Annotated in this window: 17 protein-coding genes and 1 riboswitch; of the genes, 7 read left to right on the top strand and 10 right to left on the bottom strand. The window is 72.5% G+C overall.

The genetic code is table 11. From position 1 onward, the window contains the following. Window positions 1-61: 61 nt before the first annotated feature. The 8 genes from AB0G59_RS18760 to AB0G59_RS18725 all read right to left on the bottom strand — a co-directional run bounded on the left by AB0G59_RS18760 (window position 62) and on the right by AB0G59_RS18725 (window position 6983). Entirely contained in the window at window positions 62-1645 is a 1584-nt protein-coding gene (locus AB0G59_RS18760) for an alpha/beta hydrolase (RefSeq protein WP_360912967.1), read from the bottom strand. A gap of 189 nt (window positions 1646-1834) precedes the next feature. Continuing rightward, a complete protein-coding gene (locus tag AB0G59_RS18755) occupies window positions 1835-2647 on the bottom strand; it encodes an urease accessory protein UreD (protein WP_360912889.1) in 813 nt (270 codons plus the stop codon). Beyond that, entirely contained in the window at window positions 2626-3336 is a 711-nt protein-coding gene (gene ureG, locus AB0G59_RS18750; RefSeq protein ID WP_360912887.1) for an urease accessory protein UreG, read from the bottom strand. Before ureG ends, AB0G59_RS18755 begins: the two co-directional genes overlap by 22 nt. A 74-nt stretch (window positions 3337-3410) precedes the next feature. After that, window positions 3411-4172, bottom strand: a complete 762-nt coding sequence (locus AB0G59_RS18745) for an urease accessory UreF family protein (protein WP_360912885.1) — start codon at window positions 4170-4172, stop codon at window positions 3411-3413. Between the two features lie 13 nt (window positions 4173-4185). Further along, entirely contained in the window at window positions 4186-5907 is a 1722-nt protein-coding gene (locus AB0G59_RS18740) for an urease subunit alpha (RefSeq protein WP_360912883.1), read from the bottom strand. Further along, the gene (locus AB0G59_RS18735; RefSeq protein ID WP_360912881.1) at window positions 5900-6211 is read right to left on the bottom strand and encodes an urease subunit beta; all 312 of its coding nucleotides are present in this window, start codon (window positions 6209-6211) and stop codon (window positions 5900-5902) included. The genes AB0G59_RS18740 and AB0G59_RS18735 overlap by 8 nt, the downstream gene beginning before the upstream one ends. Before the next feature lie 16 nt (window positions 6212-6227). Further along, the gene (locus tag AB0G59_RS18730) at window positions 6228-6530 is read right to left on the bottom strand and encodes an urease subunit gamma (protein ID WP_071964556.1); all 303 of its coding nucleotides are present in this window, start codon (window positions 6528-6530) and stop codon (window positions 6228-6230) included. A gap of 153 nt (window positions 6531-6683) precedes the next feature. Further along, window positions 6684-6983 carry a type II toxin-antitoxin system Phd/YefM family antitoxin gene (locus tag AB0G59_RS18725; RefSeq protein WP_360912878.1) on the bottom strand — a complete coding sequence of 100 codons (300 nt, stop codon included), beginning with the start codon at window positions 6981-6983 and terminating at the stop codon, window positions 6684-6686. A 66-nt stretch (window positions 6984-7049) separates the two neighbouring features. On the opposite strand from AB0G59_RS18725, the gene AB0G59_RS18720 reads away from it, so the two are divergent. The 3 genes from AB0G59_RS18720 (at window position 7050) to AB0G59_RS18710 (ending at window position 8994) form a co-directional block, all read left to right on the top strand. Continuing rightward, complete coding sequence (locus AB0G59_RS18720; protein ID WP_360912876.1) at window positions 7050-7685, top strand: ATP-dependent Clp protease proteolytic subunit; 636 nt, start codon at window positions 7050-7052, stop codon at window positions 7683-7685. Window positions 7686-7690: 5 nt separating this feature from the next. Continuing rightward, a complete protein-coding gene (locus AB0G59_RS18715; RefSeq protein WP_071964559.1) occupies window positions 7691-8011 on the top strand; it encodes a hypothetical protein in 321 nt (106 codons plus the stop codon). Window positions 8012-8296: 285 nt separating this feature from the next. Then, a riboswitch (cyclic di-AMP (ydaO/yuaA leader) is annotated at window positions 8297-8502 on the top strand. A gap of 3 nt (window positions 8503-8505) precedes the next feature. Then, the gene (locus AB0G59_RS18710; RefSeq protein WP_360912874.1) at window positions 8506-8994 is read left to right on the top strand and encodes a C40 family peptidase; all 489 of its coding nucleotides are present in this window, start codon (window positions 8506-8508) and stop codon (window positions 8992-8994) included. 224 nt (window positions 8995-9218) lie between these two features. Here the strand turns inward: AB0G59_RS18710 and AB0G59_RS18705 are convergent, their stop codons facing one another. After that, the gene (locus AB0G59_RS18705; RefSeq protein WP_360912872.1) at window positions 9219-9647 is read right to left on the bottom strand and encodes an ATP-binding protein; all 429 of its coding nucleotides are present in this window, start codon (window positions 9645-9647) and stop codon (window positions 9219-9221) included. 241 nt (window positions 9648-9888) lie between these two features. Here AB0G59_RS18705 and AB0G59_RS18700 point away from each other — a divergent pair, with 241 nt between their 5' ends. Continuing rightward, window positions 9889-10758 carry a Scr1 family TA system antitoxin-like transcriptional regulator gene (locus tag AB0G59_RS18700; protein WP_071964562.1) on the top strand — a complete coding sequence of 290 codons (870 nt, stop codon included), beginning with the start codon at window positions 9889-9891 and terminating at the stop codon, window positions 10756-10758. A gap of 9 nt (window positions 10759-10767) precedes the next feature. Beyond that, a complete protein-coding gene (locus AB0G59_RS18695; RefSeq protein ID WP_360912870.1) occupies window positions 10768-11037 on the top strand; it encodes a DUF397 domain-containing protein in 270 nt (89 codons plus the stop codon). Between the two features lie 4 nt (window positions 11038-11041). Here AB0G59_RS18695 and AB0G59_RS18690 read toward each other — a convergent pair whose 3' ends face one another. Then, window positions 11042-12193 (bottom strand): 8-amino-7-oxononanoate synthase, encoded by a 1152-nt coding sequence (locus AB0G59_RS18690; RefSeq protein ID WP_360912868.1) that lies wholly within the window; start codon window positions 12191-12193, stop codon window positions 11042-11044. A gap of 148 nt (window positions 12194-12341) precedes the next feature. On the opposite strand from AB0G59_RS18690, the gene bioB reads away from it, so the two are divergent. Together bioB and AB0G59_RS18680 are read left to right on the top strand one after the other, a co-directional pair. After that, window positions 12342-13592 (top strand): biotin synthase BioB, encoded by a 1251-nt coding sequence (gene bioB / locus AB0G59_RS18685; RefSeq protein WP_360912866.1) that lies wholly within the window; start codon window positions 12342-12344, stop codon window positions 13590-13592. Continuing rightward, complete coding sequence (locus AB0G59_RS18680) at window positions 13585-14889, top strand: adenosylmethionine--8-amino-7-oxononanoate transaminase (RefSeq protein ID WP_360912864.1); 1305 nt, start codon at window positions 13585-13587, stop codon at window positions 14887-14889. The genes bioB and AB0G59_RS18680 overlap by 8 nt, the downstream gene beginning before the upstream one ends. Window positions 14890-14923: the final 34 nt, after the last annotated feature.

The following is a 14923-nucleotide window of genomic DNA, read 5'->3' as shown; positions in this document are numbered from 1 at the left end:
TGCGCCCCGGTCCATGACGGACCGGGGCGCAGTGTCGCCGTGCGGTGGTGCGGCTTCGGCCTTACTTGGCGGAGGCCTTCGGCGGCTCGGGGGTGGCGTGCGGGGTGCACGTCACGTCCTTGCCGTCCACCTTGCCGGTGAGGAGGTACGCGTCGACGCGGTCGTTGACGCAGGGGTTCTTCAGCCCCGTGACACCGTGGGAGCCGGCGCCCTTCTCCACGATCAGCTGGGAGCCGCGGAAGCGCTTGTGCAGCTCGAGCGCGCCCTCGTAGGGAGTGGCGGCGTCACGGTCGGCCTGCACGATGAGGGTCGTGGGCAGACCCTTGTGCGTGGTGACCTCGACGGGGTTGTACTGCGGGCCCTTCCAGGTCGCGCAGGGGAGGTTCATCCACGCGTTGGACCAGGTCATGAACGGGGCCTGGCGGTGGATGCGGGTGTTGTCGCGGTCCCACTTGTTCCAGCTGGTGGGCCACTTGGCGTCCGCGCACTCGACCGCGGTGTAGACGGCGTTGCCGTTCTCCGAGGCGATGTTGCCCGCGGTGTCGGACAGGTTCGGGCCCGCCGCCTCGACGAGCGCCTTCTCGTCACCGGCGCGGTACTTCTTCCAGGTGTCCGCGACCGGGAGCCAGGAGGAGTCGTAGTAGGCGGCGCTCTGGAAGAAGCTGATCAGCTCGGCGGGGCCGACGACGCCGCCGATGGGCTGCTTCTTGGCGGCGGCGCGCAGCTTCTCCCACTCCTGCTGGACCTTGTCGCGGGTGTCGCCGATGTGGAAGACGGAGTCGTACTTGGCGACCCAGCTCTCCCAGTCCTTGAAGCGGCCCTCGAAGGCGATGTCCTGCTCGAGGTTGGCCTTGTACCAGATGTTGTCCCGGTCCGGGTTGACGACGCTGTCGACGACCAGGCGGCGGACGTGGGTCGGGAAGAGCGTGCCGTAGACGGCGCCGAGGTAGGTGCCGTAGGAGACGCCGAGGTAGTTCAGCTTCTTGTCGCCGAGGGCGGCGCGGACGACGTCCACGTCACGGGCGGTGTTCGGCGTGGTGAGGTACGGCAGGAGGTCGCCGCTGCGCTCGGCGCAGCCGTCGGCGTACTCCTTGGCCAGCTTGCGCTGGGCACGCTTGTCGGCCTCGCTGTCGGGCACCGGGTCGGCCTTGGGGGCCTTGACGAACTCCTGGGGGTCGACGCAGGAGATCGGGGCGGAACGGCCCACGCCGCGCGGGTCGAAGCCGACGAAGTCGTAGGCCTTCGAGGTCTTGGCGTACAGCGGGTTCTTGGTCGTCACCTTGCGCGGGAACTTCAGCCCGGAGCCGCCGGGACCGCCCGGGTTGTACACGAGCGAGCCCTGGCGCTCCTCGGCGGTGCCGGTGGAGCGGGCGCGGTCCACGGCGATCTTGATGGTGCGGCCGTTGGGCTTGGCGTAGTCGACGGGGACGGTCACGAAGCCGCACTGGATCGGCTTCTCCAGGCCCCAGTCGGCCGGGCAGTCCTGCCAGTCGATGCCGGCCTTCTCGGCCCGCTCGGCGGCTATCTTCACGCCCTTGGCCTCGGCGGCGCCGCCCGGCACCGCCTGGGCCGCGCCGGCCGCCGGGGCGGTCAGGAACCCGGCGACGAGCGTACCGACCACGACGGTGCCGGCCGCGATGGATATCGCGTTTGGTCTCACGTAGGAATCCCCCTGCTGAGTGCCGCCCGAGGCGGCGATGATCACGCGGTCTGCAAGGGGGAATCCTTTCGCCTCCCATGCCATAAAGGACAGGGCGGAGGGGCGTTCTTTACCAACACGTAAACGCGACGAAACACAGAACGACACATGAGGCGCCGTTCGCCCCAACTCTCTTTAAAACGTCCGAGTTACGGCATTCAGCTCGGATAGCGCCGAATCAAGCATCTTGCGTAGGCCCAGCGCGTCCGGCGCCACCGCGCTCACCACCACGGCCGGGCCGGCGAGCGGACTGAGCGCGGCCGTCGCCCCGAGCTGCCGGGGAGCCACCGGATGCTCCTCGAAGGCCGGGTCGACGACGAGGAGTTGACCCACGGCCCGGTGGCCGCCGAGCACCGCTCCGCCGTCCCAGCCGGGGGCCCCGGGCCCGTAGCCCAGCTCCTGGTCGAACAGCGGACGCCCGGCGCGGCGCACGGTCAGCCGGGCCGCCAGCCGCCCCGGCCGCTCCCCCGCCCGGCCCAGCACCTGCTCCTCGCGCAGCATCAGGCGGGCGCCGGCGGCGAGGTCGACGCGGGTCGTCGTCCGCAAGTCGCTTCCCCGGGCCGAGATCAGCGGCTCGGGCAGCCAGCACAGGCGCGCGCCCTCGCCCACGCCGATGAGCGTGTCGTACGCGGCGGGCGCCCCCGTGCGACCCGGCAGGGCGATCGTGGCGGCCGTGGTGGTGAAGCGCAGCGCCGCCCCCGCCGCGACCTCCACGGTGAGCCCGAGCAGGTCTCCGCCCAGCGGCGCGCTCATGGCCCCGACCAGCGCCACCCGGGCCTCGGGCCCGCACGGGCGCAGCCGGCGCAGCGCGAAGGGGCCGCCGCCCTCGAGCACGGGCAGCGCGGTGCCGCCCCTGCCGTCGGGCGCGGCGACGACGCGGGCGGCGGCCCGCAGTCCGTGGCCGGACGCCGGGAGGGCGGCGGTGCTCACGGCGCGGGCGCGGTCCACGCGGCCAGCTGCCCGCGCACCCAGTCGCGTACGGGCGCCACTCCTCCCTCCGCGGCCAGGGAGGTGAAGGCGACGGGGAGTTCGCCGCGCTGGACCTTGGCGTCGCGGGCCATGCCCTCGAGGTCGGCGCCGACGTAGGGCGCGAGGTCGGTCTTGTTGATCACGAGGAGGTCGGCGGTGGTGACGCCGGGGCCGCCCTTGCGGGGGATGTCGTCGCCGCCGGCGACGTCGATGACGAAGATCTGCGCGTCGACCAGGCCCTTGGAGAAGGTGGCGGTGAGGTTGTCGCCGCCGGACTCGACGAGCACGAGATCGAGCGGGCCGACCCCCGAGGAGGAAAACACAGCCTCGAGGTCCTCGACGGCCTCGAGGTTGGCGGAGATGTCGTCGCGGATGGCGGTGTGCGGGCAGGCCCCGGTCTCCACGGCGGTGATGCGCTCGGGCGGCAGCACGGCGTTGCGCAGCAGGAACTCGGCGTCCTCGCGGGTGTAGATGTCATTGGTGACGACGGCGATGGACAACTCGTCCCGCAGGGCCCGGCACAGCGCGGCGACGGTCGCGGTCTTCCCCGACCCCACGGGCCCCCCGAGCCCGATGCGCAACGCACGCCGGCTCCCGTCGGGACGCAGGGGGGAGGCGGCGCTGTAGGTGTGACGGTGGGGGAAGGCGTCGGGGTGGTCCAAGTGCATGGGTTCCTCCAGGGGTTGAGAATCAAGCCCGTCCGGCGATTGAGGACCGGGGGTCCGGGGGCGGAGCCCCCGCCTTACGAGGCGAACAGCCGCACCGGCCACGCCGCGTGCTGCTCCGCCGTGATGTCGAGCAGCGGCGCGGACGGCGCGGGCAGCGCGTCGAGCCCGTCGTACCGGGCCCGCTGCGCCGCCGCGGCGGCCCGCTCGGCGACCCGGTCGAGCTCCGGCGCCAGCCGGGCCAGCACGGCGGTCGCGGCGAACGGATCGAGGCTCAGCAGCCGGACGACCGCGGTGGCGGGACCGCTCACCGACTCGTACGCGGCGGCGTACGCGGCGTCCAGCGGCCCCAGCCCGGCGGCGCGCGCGGCGAGGCCGAGCACGACGGGCTGGTGGGCGCCGCGCGGCCGTTCGGCGGCGAGGGCGTCGAGGGCGGGTGAGGGCCACGCGGCCCGTGCGGCGCGCATCATCTGGCGGCCGAGCCGCCGTCCGGCGGTGCGCAGGGCCTGCGAGGGGGTGCGGGCGTCGGCGGCCTCGTCGAGCAGCAGCGGGTCGAGCCCGGCCGCCGCCGCCGCGGCGAGCCCGGCCGCGGCCAGCCCGGCGGTGTGCAGCCGCCCCCGGCAGAAGTCCGCCAGGGACGCGGCGTCCGTCACCCTCCCCGCCTTCACGGCGGCCTCGGCGCCTCCGGAGTGCGCGTGGCCGCCGGCGGGAAAGCGCCCGTCCGCGAGCACCAGCAGCGCGCCGCGCGCGCCCGTGGCACCCGTGGCGGCCGTCGGCGCGCCGGTGTCGCCGGTGCCGTCCGGCGGGGTGGTGAGCGGACGTGCCCGGTGAACGGTCATGTCGACCCCCGCATCAGAAGAGGAAGTACCGCTGGGCCATCGGCAGTTCCACCGCCGGCCGCGGCTCGACGGCCTCCCCGTCGATGGTGACGGTGAACGTGTCGGGGTCGACTTCGACGCGGGGCCGGGCGTCGTTGTTGCGCATGTCCGCCTTGGTCACGCCGCGCGTGGAGCGGATCGGGGTGAAGCGCTTGCCGAGGCCGAGCCGCTCGGGGAGCCCGTCGTCCATGGCCCACTGGGTGACGAAGTTCAGGGAGTTGGCGGCGGGGGCGCGGCCCAGCGCGCCGAACATGGGGCGTGCCAGGACGGGCTGGGGGGTGGGGATGGAGGCGTTGGCGTCGCCCATCTGCGCGTAGGCGATCTGGCCGCCCTTGATGACGAGCTGCGGCCGGACCCCGAAGAAGGCCGGGTCCCACAGCACCAGGTCGGCGAGCTTGCCGGCCTCGACGGAGCCGATCTCGTGGTCCAGGCCCTGGGCGACGGCCGGGTTGATGGTGTATTTGGCGACGTAGCGCCGGGCCCGGGCGTTGTCGGCGGGGCCGTCGCCGGGCAGTGCGCCGCGCCGCTTCTTCATCACGTGCGCGGTCTGCCAGGTGCGCAGGACGACCTCGCCGATGCGGCCCATGGCCTGGGAGTCGGAGGAGATGATGGAGATCGCGCCGAGGTCGTGCAGGACGTCCTCGGCGGCGATCGTGCCGGGCCTGATGCGGGACTCGGCGAAGGCGAGGTCCTCGGGGACGGCCGGGTTGAGGTGGTGACAGACCATCAGCATGTCGAGGTGCTCGTCGACGGTGTTGACGGTGTGCGGCCGGGTGGGGTTGGTGGAGCTGGGCAGGACGTTGGGCTCGGAGACCACGGTGATGATGTCGGGCGCGTGCCCGCCGCCCGCGCCCTCGGTGTGGTAGGCGTGCAGGGTGCGGCCGGCGACGGCGGCCAGGGTGTCGCCGACGAATCCGGCCTCGTTGAGCGTGTCGGTGTGGATGGCGAGCTGGGCGCCGCTCTCCTCGCACACGTTCAGGCAGGCGTCGATGACGGCGGGGGTGGCCCCCCAGTCCTCGTGGATCTTGAATCCGACCGCTCCCGCCCGCAGCTGGGCGCGCATCGAGTCGTACGAGACGGTGTTGCCCTTGCCGAGGAGGCCGATGTTGAGCGGGTACCCCTCCAGCGCCTCGAACATCCGGGCGAGGTGCCAGGAGCCGGGGGTGATGGTGGTGGCCTTGCTGCCCTCGGCGGGTCCGGTGCCGCCGCCGACGAGGGTGGTGATGCCGGAGGCGAGGGCCTCGTCCGCCAGTTGGGGGCAGATGAAGTGGACGTGGGCGTCGATGGCGCCGGCGGTGAGGATCTTGCCGTTGCCGGCGATGACCTCGGTCTCGGGGCCGATCACGAGGTCGGGGTGGACGCCGTCCATGGTGTCGGGGTTGCCGGCCTTGCCGACCCCGGTGATCCGGCCGTCGCGCAGGCCGACGTCGGCCTTGACGACGCCCCAGTGGTCGAGCACGACGGCACCGGTGATGACGGTGTCGGGGGCGCCGTCGGCGCGGGTGGCGCGGGACTGGCCCATGGACTCGCGGATGACCTTGCCGCCGCCGAAGACCGCCTCGTCCCCGGCGCGGCCGGGACCGCCGCAGCGGTCCTCCTCGATCTCGATCAGGAGGTCGGTGTCGGCGAGCCGGATGCGGTCGCCCGCGGTCGGCCCGTACAGATCGGCGTAGTCGGCGCGGGCGAGCTCAGGCATCGAGCGGTCCCCCGCACTCGCCGCGCAGGCCCTCGACGACGCGCTTGCCGCCGATGGGGACCAGGTCGACCTCGACGGGGATGCCCGGCTCGAAGCGCACGGCGGTGCCGGCGGCGATGTCCAGCCGCTTGCCGTGCGCGGCCGCGCGGTCGAAGCGCAGGCCGGGGTTGGCCTCGGCGAAGTGGTAGTGGGAGCCGACCTGCACGGGCCGGTCGGCGGCGTTGAGCACGACGAGCCGGGTGCGGTGCCGCCCCTCGTTGAGCCGTACGGGCTCGGTGGCGTGCAGTACCTGTCCGGGAATCATCCGCGTCGCTCCCCCGTCACGCGATCGGCTCATGGACGGTGACGAGCTTCGTCCCGTCCGGGAAGGTGGCCTCGACCTGCACGTCGTGGAGCATCTCGGGGATGCCCTCCATGACCTCGTCGCGGGTGAGGACCTTGCGCCCGGAGGACATCAGCTCCGCCACGCCGCGTCCGTCCCGGGCGCCCTCGAGGATGTGCGCGGTGATCAGGGCCACCGCTTCGGGGTGATTGAGGCGCAGCCCGCGGGCCCTGCGCCGCTCCGCGACGTCGGCGGCCACATGGATGAGCAGTCGTTCCTGCTCGTGCGGGGATAGTTGCATGCGTCCCACCTCAACACAGTGTTGACCTGGGGTTCTTCTGCCCGTGGCCACTCATTGCAGATTAGGGCGCAAGCTTTTCCAACGCGTTAACTGGACTGACCCACTCTTTACATGGCCATGACGTCGCGGCCCCGCCGCCCGCCCCCGGCGCGCTCAGCGCCGCCGGGTGTCGCCGGGGTCGCGGTGCTCGGCGGCGATGCCGAAGCGCCGGCGTTCGCCGGGAGCGGACGTGCCGGAGGGGTGCAGCGTGGTGACCGTGGTGATCACCGGCTCGTCCGCGGCGGCCTCGACCGAGCTGCTTTCCTCCAGTCGCTGCAGGTCAGCGGCGGACACCAGGGCGACCAGCGGCTTCCCGTGGCGCGTCACGACGACCCGCTCGCCGCCGTAGACAACGCGATTGATCAGCTCCGCCAGCTCGGCTCGGGCTTGCGTCACAGGAATTTCGTAGGCCATGCTCCCCATTCTAACGAGGTGTACGTCCTGTACATTTTTTACAGACGACCGACGAGAGGATCGGCCATGGACCGACCAGCAGCCCGCCATGTCCTGCCCGAGTTCACCGAGCGCACCTCACTGGGGACCCACACCCTGGACCCCTACGCGAAGCTGTTCTCCGAGCGCATCGTCATGCTCGGGACCCCCATCGACGACACGGCCGCCAACGATGTGATCGCGCAGCTGATGCACCTCGAGCACGCGGCGCCCGATCAGGCGATCTCCCTCTACATCAATTCCCCCGGCGGCTCCTTCGGGGCCATGTGCGCCGTCTACGACACGATGCGCTACATCCACTGCGACATCGAGACCATCTGCCTGGGCCAGGCGGCCTCGGCCGCCGCCGTCCTGATGGCGGCCGGCACCCCGGGCAAGCGCCTGGTGCTCCCGCACGCCCGGATGCTCATCCACCAGCCGTCCCTCGCCGAACCCGTACAGGGCCAGCCCTCGGACCTGGCGCTGCAGGCCGAGGAGCTGCTGCGGGTCCGCGACGGCCTGGTGGAGATGCTGGCGCTGCACACCGGGCAGGACGCCGGGCGCGTCCGGCGGGACATCGAGCGCGACACCTTCCTCGACGCCCGGGCGGCCGTGGCCTACGGCCTGGCCGACCGGGTCATCACCGACCGCCGGGCGCCCGCCGCGCCGGCCGGGGCGAGGTGAGGGGGATGCCGTCGGAGAAGTGGCCCCCGGAGCTGACCCCGCTGCCCGCCCTGACCCGCGCCGAGGGCGAGGTGATCGACCGCTATCTGGAAGTACTGGATCTCCTCGGACGGATCAACCCGGCTCGCACGCACGGCACGTACAGTGCGCTACGAGCCGCGCAGACGCTCGCGCTCGCGGCCGCCGGGCTGCGCGACGCGCTGACGGTCATGCACGAACGCGGCGAACGCGAGGTGTACGGGGGAACGCTGGCGCGAGCGATGCGGGTCCTGGACGGCGAACGCCGGGCCAGGCGGGTGATGTTGCCGCCGGAGCCGCCGAACTGAGGAGCGGAAACATTCTGCCCCCGATCTCCTTCAGACAGCGGATGCGATCGTAGACGAGCCGCAGTGATCACTTCGAGCGGTGCGCGCACTCGACGCTCGAAGAGATCGCTTCGCCGCAGGTGACGAACTCACCAGGGAAAGGTCACCACCGTCAAATCGCCCCGCGTCCACCCGAATTGACCAGAGGTGACGAGCGTCACATATGGCGGGATCCACTCGGCGTGGGCACCGGGACTGCGCCAAGATCCGTGCCGACGACAAGACCCCGCCACCGCGGCGGGGCGGTCCGGGCGGACGCCGAACCCTGCCGCCGCCGGGGCGACTGGTCGACATAAGTGCACCGGCAGGGATGGAGGACCCGAGCACGACGGGACGGCGGAGGCGCGACAACTGCCGTACGTCCCTTGGGGTGAAGCCGCTCACGCGGCCGGGCATTCTTCGCCTGCCCGAACCCGACAGGTCATCCTTCACAGGCGGCTGACGAAGGGTTTGGCATGGGCGCGCACAAACGTCCCTCAATGCTGTCCAGGACGGGGGCTCTGCCCCTGACCGTGAAATCCGCCCTGACTCTCGCGGCCGTCGGCGCCACGGTGCTGGCACCCGGCGCCACGAACGACGCGGAAGCCGCGACCATCTCCAACACGGCCCTGCAGATCGCGGCCTCGAAGGCGGGATCCCCCTACCAGTGGGGCGCGACGGGGCCCTTCCGCTTCGACTGCTCCGGACTGACCCAGTACTCCTTCAAGCGGGCCGGCAAGCAGCTGCCGCGGACCGCACAGGACCAGTACAACCGCACCCGGCACATCCCCGGATTCTCCCGCACCCAGGGCGACCTGGTGTTCTTCCACGGCCGCGGCGGCGTCTACCACGTGGGGATATACGCCGGGAACAACAGGATCTGGCACGCCCCCAAGACCGGATCGGTCGTCCGACTCGAGCGCATCTGGACGCGCAGCATCTCCTACGGCCGCGTGAACGGCTGACCGCCGCGCGGGGCCCCGGCCGCCCGGTGTCACCCACCCATCGCGCCGGACCCGCCCACGCCGCACCCGAAGCGCCGGGCACACCTTCCGTGGCAGCGGACCCGACTGCCTTCCCGGTGCCCCACCGGCACCCGCGACACCTGTGAACCCACCGGTTCAGGAGCGCGCTCCACGAGAGCGCCGGGCCGGGCGGACCCCCGCCCGGCCCTCCGCGCGCTGCCGGTTCAGCGGACCGGCACCGTCCACGGCATACGGATCCATACGGTCTTGCCGCCGTCCTCGGTCGGCGTGACACAGAGCCTGCCGCCGTGCTCGGCGGTGAGACAGCGAATGATCACCAGGCCGCGCCCGTTGTCCTGCCGGCCGGCGGCCGGCAGCCGCCGCGGACGGCAGGGGTGGCTGTCCGTGACCCCGATCCGCAGCTGCTCGCCCCGTTCGAGGCGCACGTCCACCGTGAAGGTGGGCGACTGGCCGTGGGTGTGCTGCACGGCATTGGTGGCCAGCTCGGAGACGATCAGCCGGATGGCGTCGCCCGCGTCCGTACCGGCCGGCAGGCCCCATTCCGTGAGCACGTCCATGACATAGCGGCGGGCCGCGGAGACCGAGGCGGGGCCGCTCGGCAGAGTGACGGTTGCTTCCTGGTGGTCTGCCATGGCGCTGTCCCTTTCCACCGGTGCCGGACTCCGACGCGCGGCATGCGGTGAAGTCGGGACGGCCCCGGACGGCTCTTCGCGACAGAGTGCCACTGTTCACGGGTGCGATGGGTGCGATCCACCGGATTGTGGATATATCTGTCGCTCAAAGCGGTGAACTCTGCTACGAGAGACCGGATTTGGACGGCAGACTGGTCTATTGACTCTGACGAGTGGATTTGAGCGGCGGGGAGGAGAGCTGATGCGGAACGGACCCGCGGTGCGCCGCCGCAAACTCGGCGCGGAGCTGCGCCGACAGCGCGAACTGACCGGGATGACGAGCCGGGAGGCGGCGGGAGCGGTCGGCTGGCACCAGTCGAAGGTGAGCCGGATCGAGACGGGCATCAGCGGAGTGAAACCCGCGGACGTGGCCCGGCTGCTCGATGTGTACAGCGTCTCGGACCCTGAGCTGAGGGCACTGCTGGGAGCGCTGTGCGGGGCGGGGTCCAGGGATGCGGAGGGGTCCCGGCGCGGCTGGTGGTACGCCTACCGCGATCTGCTGCCTTCGGCGTATCTCGACTTCATCAGCCTGGAGTCGGAGGCGTCCCACGCCCGGACGCTGGAGACCACGGTGGTGCCCGGCCTGCTGCAGACGCGGGAGTACGCCCGGGCCGTGACCCGGGCGGCGCTGGCCGACCCGCCGGAGGAACAGGTCGAGGAGCTCGTACGGGTGCGGATGGCCCGGCAGTCGGTGCTGGACGGGGAGCGGCCGCTGCAGCTCTGCGCGGTGCTCGACGAGGCGGTGCTGCGGCACGAGGTCGGCGGACCGGAGGTGATAGCGGCACAGCTGCGGCATCTGTTGGCCATGGGTTCGCTGCCGCATGTGCGGCTGCATGTGCTGCCGTTCACCAGCGGAAACCATATCGGCATCACCGGCCCTTTCGTTATCTTCTCCTTTCCGCGCATCGCCGATCTGGACGTGGTTGTTCTCGACCATTTGACGAGTAGCCTCTATCTGGAGCGCAAAGAGGACCTCCGGGCGTACGGCTCGGCGTTCACCACGCTCCAGGCGCACGCCCTCTCGCACGAGAACTCGTTGGATTACATCGCCGGGATCGGCGACGGCTCGTAAGGAGGCAACATGTCCGCAATGCCTCGGTACGTTCCCTCTCCATCGGTTCACACCGGCCGCTGCGACGCCGTATGGCACCGCAGCAGCTACAGCACCGGCATGAACAACTGCGTCGAAACGGCAAGCCTGGGACCGCGGCAGCTCGCCGTGCGCGACTCCAAGCGCACGGCCGGGCCGGTTCTGCGGTTCTCGCCCGCCACCTGGTCCGCGTTCGTGACGGACCTGGGCTGCACCTGCCCGGGCGGCCCGGGCGACGGGAGTACCGCCGCACGGAGTTGAGCGTTCAGGCGGCCGGCGCGGTCCCTACGATCGTGTCGGCCGCCGCCGCTACCTGGGCGTCCGACAGATCCGCCCGCGCGGTCAGCCGCAGCCGGGAGACGCCGTCCGGCACGGACGGCGGCCGGAAGCAGCCGACGGCCAGCCCGGCCTCACGGCAGTCGGCCGCCCAGCGCACCGCCGCCCCGGGCGAGGGAGCCCGGACGGAGACCACCGCCGCGTCGGGACGCACCGCCGTCAGCCCCGCCGCCGTCAGCCGCCGGTGGAGTGCACCGGCCACGGCCCGCACCCTGGAGGCCCGGCCCGGCTCGCGGCGCAGCACCCGCAGGCTCGCCAGCGCCGCGCCGGCCGCCGCCGGGGCGAGGCCGGTGTCGAAGATGAAGGTGCGGGCGGTGCTGACGAGGTGCTCGATGACCCGGGCGGGGCCGAGTACGGCGCCGCCCTGGCTGCCGAGGGACTTGGAGAGCGTCACCGTGGCCACGACGTCCGCGTCGCCGGCCAGGCCCGCGGCGTGCACGGCCCCCCGGCCGCCCTCGCCGAGGACCCCCAGGCCGTGCGCGTCGTCCACCAGCAGCGCCGCACCGCCGGACCGGCATGCCTCGGCGAGGGCGCGCAGGGGGGCGGCGTCGCCGTCGACGGAGAAGACCGAGTCGGTGACCGCGATCGCCCGGCCCCGGTGGGCGGCCAGGCTCTTGCGGACGGCCTCCGGGTCGGCGTGCGGCACGACGGCCCGCTCGGCGCGCGCCAGGCGGCAGCCGTCGATGAGCGAGGCGTGGTTGCCCTCGTCGCAGACCAGGAGGGTGCCCGAGCCCACCGACCCGGACAGCGCGGTGACGGCGGCGAGGTTCGCGGCGTAGCCGGAGGAGAAGACCAGGGCGGCCTCGAAGCCGCAGAACGCGGCGAGCTCCGCCTCCAGCCGGGCGTGCAGGGCGGTGCTGCCGGTGACCAGGCGGGAGCCGGTGGCGCCCGCGCCCCAGCGGCGCGCCGCCTCGGCCGCGGCCTCGGTGACCTCCCGGTGGTGGGTCAGGCCCAGGTAGTCGTTGCCGGCCAGATCGAGGAGGGCGGAGTCGGCCGCCCGGGGGCGCAGGGTGCGCACGAGCCCCGCGGCCCGCAGCCGCTCGTGCTCCGCGTCGATCCAGTCGAACGGGTCCTGGGGCATCGGCCGTCCCTCGTCATTTGGTGGGTTTGCATAAAACCTAGCCGCCGCCGGGCCGGGGCAGGGTGTGGCGATACACACACCTCAAACGGACTCTGTTGTGCGATCCCTACCTTGGCCGGGCGTGGTGGCGTAGGCGAGGATCTGCGCCATGGACCTGCTGAACACGCTGGTGGACAAGGGGTTGCGGCGGGAGCTGCCGACCCGCGAAGAGGCGCTCGCCGTGCTGGCGACCTCCGACGACGAGCTGCTCGACGTGGTGGCCGCGGCCGGGAAGGTGCGCCGCGAGTGGTTCGGGCGGCGGGTGAAGCTCAACTACCTGGTCAACCTCAAGTCCGGGCTCTGCCCCGAGGACTGCTCGTACTGCTCGCAGCGGCTGGGCTCGAAGGCCGAGATCCTCAAGTACACCTGGCTCAAGCCGGACGAGGCGTCGAAGGCCGCGGCCGCCGGGGTCGCCGGCGGCGCCAAGCGGGTCTGCCTGGTGGCCAGCGGCCGCGGGCCGACGGACCGCGACGTCGACCGGGTCTCGAAGACCATCGAGGCGATCAAGGAGGAGAACGCGGACGTCGAGGTGTGCGCGTGCCTCGGGCTGCTCTCCGACGGCCAGGCGGAGCGCCTGCGCGCGGCGGGTGCCGACGCCTACAACCACAACCTCAACACGTCCGAGGCGACGTACGCCGGCATCACCACCACCCACACCTACGCCGACCGGGTGCAGACCGTGCAGCAGGCCCAGGCGGCGGGCATGTCCGCCTGCTCGGGGCTGATCGCGGGCATGGGCGAGAGCGACGCGGACCTGGTGGACGTGGTGTTCTCGCTGCGTGCGCTGGACCCGGACTCGGTGCCGGTCAACTTCCTCATCCCCTTCGAGGGGACGCCGCTGGCCAAGGAGTGGAACCTCACCCCGCAGCGCGCGCTGCGCATCCTGGCGATGGTGCGGTTCGTCTGCCCGGACGTGGAGGTGCGGCTGGCGGGCGGCCGTGAGGTGCACCTGCGCTCGATGCAGCCGCTCGCGCTGCACCTGGCCAACTCGATCTTCCTCGGCGACTATCTGACGAGCGAGGGCCAGGAGGGCAAGGCCGACCTGGCGATGATCGCGGACGCGGGCTTCGAGGTGGAGGGCGCGGACACCACGACGCTGCCCGAGCACCGCGCGGACGCCCTCGCGGGCGCGGGCTGCGGCTCGCGCGGCGCGAGCGGCTGCGGCTCGCACGACGCCGGGGACAGCACGGGCGGCGGCTGCGGCTCGCACGGCGCCGGCGGCTGCGGGCCGTGCGGCGACGGCGGCGCGGCGCAGGAGCCCGTGGCCGCGGCGGCCCCGGACGGCGCCGGTGAGGCCCGTACGGACCTGGTGGCCGTGCGCCGCCGGGGTGCGGGAACGGACCTGCCGCCCAATGCCTGAGCCGCTCGCCGCCTCCGCACTGCTCTCCCTCGACCGACGGCACGTCTGGCACCCCTACGGACCGATGCCGGGCCGGCAGGAGCCGCTGGTCGTGGAGTCCGCCTCCGGCGTCCGGCTGCGGCTGGCGGAACCGGCGCACGGCTCGCACGAGTTGGTGGACGGGATGTCGTCGTGGTGGTCGGCCGTGCACGGCTACAACCACCCGGTGCTCAACGAGGCGGCGCAGGCGCAGCTGGGGCGGATGAGCCATGTGATGTTCGGCGGGCTCACTCATGAGCCCGCCGTGCGGCTGGCCGCCCGGCTGGTGGAGATCACCCCGGAGGGGCTGGAGCACGTCTTCCTCTGCGACTCCGGCTCGGTGTCGGTCGAGGTCGCCCTGAAGATGTGCCTGCAGTACTGGCGCTCGCTCGGCCGGCCGGAGAAGCGCCGGATGATGACCTGGCGCGGCGGCTACCACGGGGACACCTGGCAGCCGATGGCCGTGTGCGACCCGGACGGCGGGATGCACCAGCTGTGGTCGGGGGCGCTGGCGCGGCAGGTCTTCGCCGACGCTCCCCCGCACGACTACGAAACCGACGCGGTGCCCGCGTACTCGGCGCACCTGCGGGAGTACATCGCGCGCCACGCCCATGAGCTGGCGGCGGTGATCGTGGAGCCGGTGGTCCAGGGTGCGGGTGGCATGCGCTTCCACGACCCGGTGTACCTGCGGGTGCTTCGGGAGGCGTGCGACGAGCACGACGTCCTGCTGGTGTTCGACGAGATCGCCACCGGCTTCGGCCGTACGGGGCGGCTCTTCGCGGCGGAGCACGCGGGGGTGACCCCCGATGTGATGTGCCTGGGCAAGGCGCTGACCGGCGGTTATGTGACCCTCGCCGCGACCTTGTGCACCTCTCGGGTGGCCGACGGCATCAGCTCGGGCGAGGTGCCGGTGCTCGCGCACGGCCCGACGTTCATGGGCAACCCCCTGGCCTGCGCGATCGCCGACGCCTCGATCGGCCTGCTGCTGTCGCAGGACTGGCGGACGGAGGTCAAGCGGATCGGGGCGGGGCTGCGCGACGGGCTGGCGGAGCTGGCCGGGGAGCCGGGGGTCCGGGACGTCCGGGTGCTCGGTGCCATCGGTGTGGTCGAGCTCGACCACGAGGTCGACATGGCGGCGGCCACGCGCGCCACCGTGCGCGAGGGGGTGTGGCTGCGGCCGTTCCGCAACCTCGTGTACACGATGCCGCCGTACGTCACGGACGACGAGGACCTCGCCCGGATCTGCGCCGGGGTGCGCGCCGCCGCCCGTCAGGGCTGAAGAACAGAACAGTACAGAACAGAACAGATCGGAG

Source organism: Streptomyces sp. NPDC021096, assembly GCF_040641275.1.
GTDB lineage: Bacteria > Actinomycetota > Actinomycetes > Streptomycetales > Streptomycetaceae > Streptomyces.
Note: the sequence above shows the minus strand (reverse complement) of the source record. Positions and strands in the feature narration are given on the sequence as shown.

Bases quoted from the DNA above. Each gene is read 5' to 3' on its own strand.
- ureG (WP_360912887.1), bottom strand. From the start codon at position 3,336: ATGCACTTGGACCACCCCGACGCCTTCCCCCACCGTCACACCTACAGC.
- AB0G59_RS18745 (WP_360912885.1), bottom strand. From the start codon at position 4,172: ATGACCGTTCACCGGGCACGTCCGCTCACCACCCCGCCGGACGGCACC.
- AB0G59_RS18740 (WP_360912883.1), bottom strand. From the start codon at position 5,907: ATGCCTGAGCTCGCCCGCGCCGACTACGCCGATCTGTACGGGCCGACC.
- AB0G59_RS18735 (WP_360912881.1), bottom strand. From the start codon at position 6,211: ATGATTCCCGGACAGGTACTGCACGCCACCGAGCCCGTACGGCTCAAC.
- AB0G59_RS18730 (WP_071964556.1), bottom strand. From the start codon at position 6,530: ATGCAACTATCCCCGCACGAGCAGGAACGACTGCTCATCCATGTGGCC.
- AB0G59_RS18725 (WP_360912878.1), bottom strand. From the start codon at position 6,983: ATGGCCTACGAAATTCCTGTGACGCAAGCCCGAGCCGAGCTGGCGGAG.
- AB0G59_RS18720 (WP_360912876.1), top strand. From the start codon at position 7,050: ATGGACCGACCAGCAGCCCGCCATGTCCTGCCCGAGTTCACCGAGCGC.
- AB0G59_RS18715 (WP_071964559.1), top strand. From the start codon at position 7,691: ATGCCGTCGGAGAAGTGGCCCCCGGAGCTGACCCCGCTGCCCGCCCTG.
- AB0G59_RS18710 (WP_360912874.1), top strand. From the start codon at position 8,506: ATGGGCGCGCACAAACGTCCCTCAATGCTGTCCAGGACGGGGGCTCTG.
- AB0G59_RS18705 (WP_360912872.1), bottom strand. From the start codon at position 9,647: ATGGCAGACCACCAGGAAGCAACCGTCACTCTGCCGAGCGGCCCCGCC.
- AB0G59_RS18700 (WP_071964562.1), top strand. From the start codon at position 9,889: ATGCGGAACGGACCCGCGGTGCGCCGCCGCAAACTCGGCGCGGAGCTG.
- AB0G59_RS18695 (WP_360912870.1), top strand. From the start codon at position 10,768: ATGTCCGCAATGCCTCGGTACGTTCCCTCTCCATCGGTTCACACCGGC.
- AB0G59_RS18690 (WP_360912868.1), bottom strand. From the start codon at position 12,193: ATGCCCCAGGACCCGTTCGACTGGATCGACGCGGAGCACGAGCGGCTG.
- bioB (WP_360912866.1), top strand. From the start codon at position 12,342: ATGGACCTGCTGAACACGCTGGTGGACAAGGGGTTGCGGCGGGAGCTG.
- AB0G59_RS18680 (WP_360912864.1), top strand. From the start codon at position 13,585: ATGCCTGAGCCGCTCGCCGCCTCCGCACTGCTCTCCCTCGACCGACGG.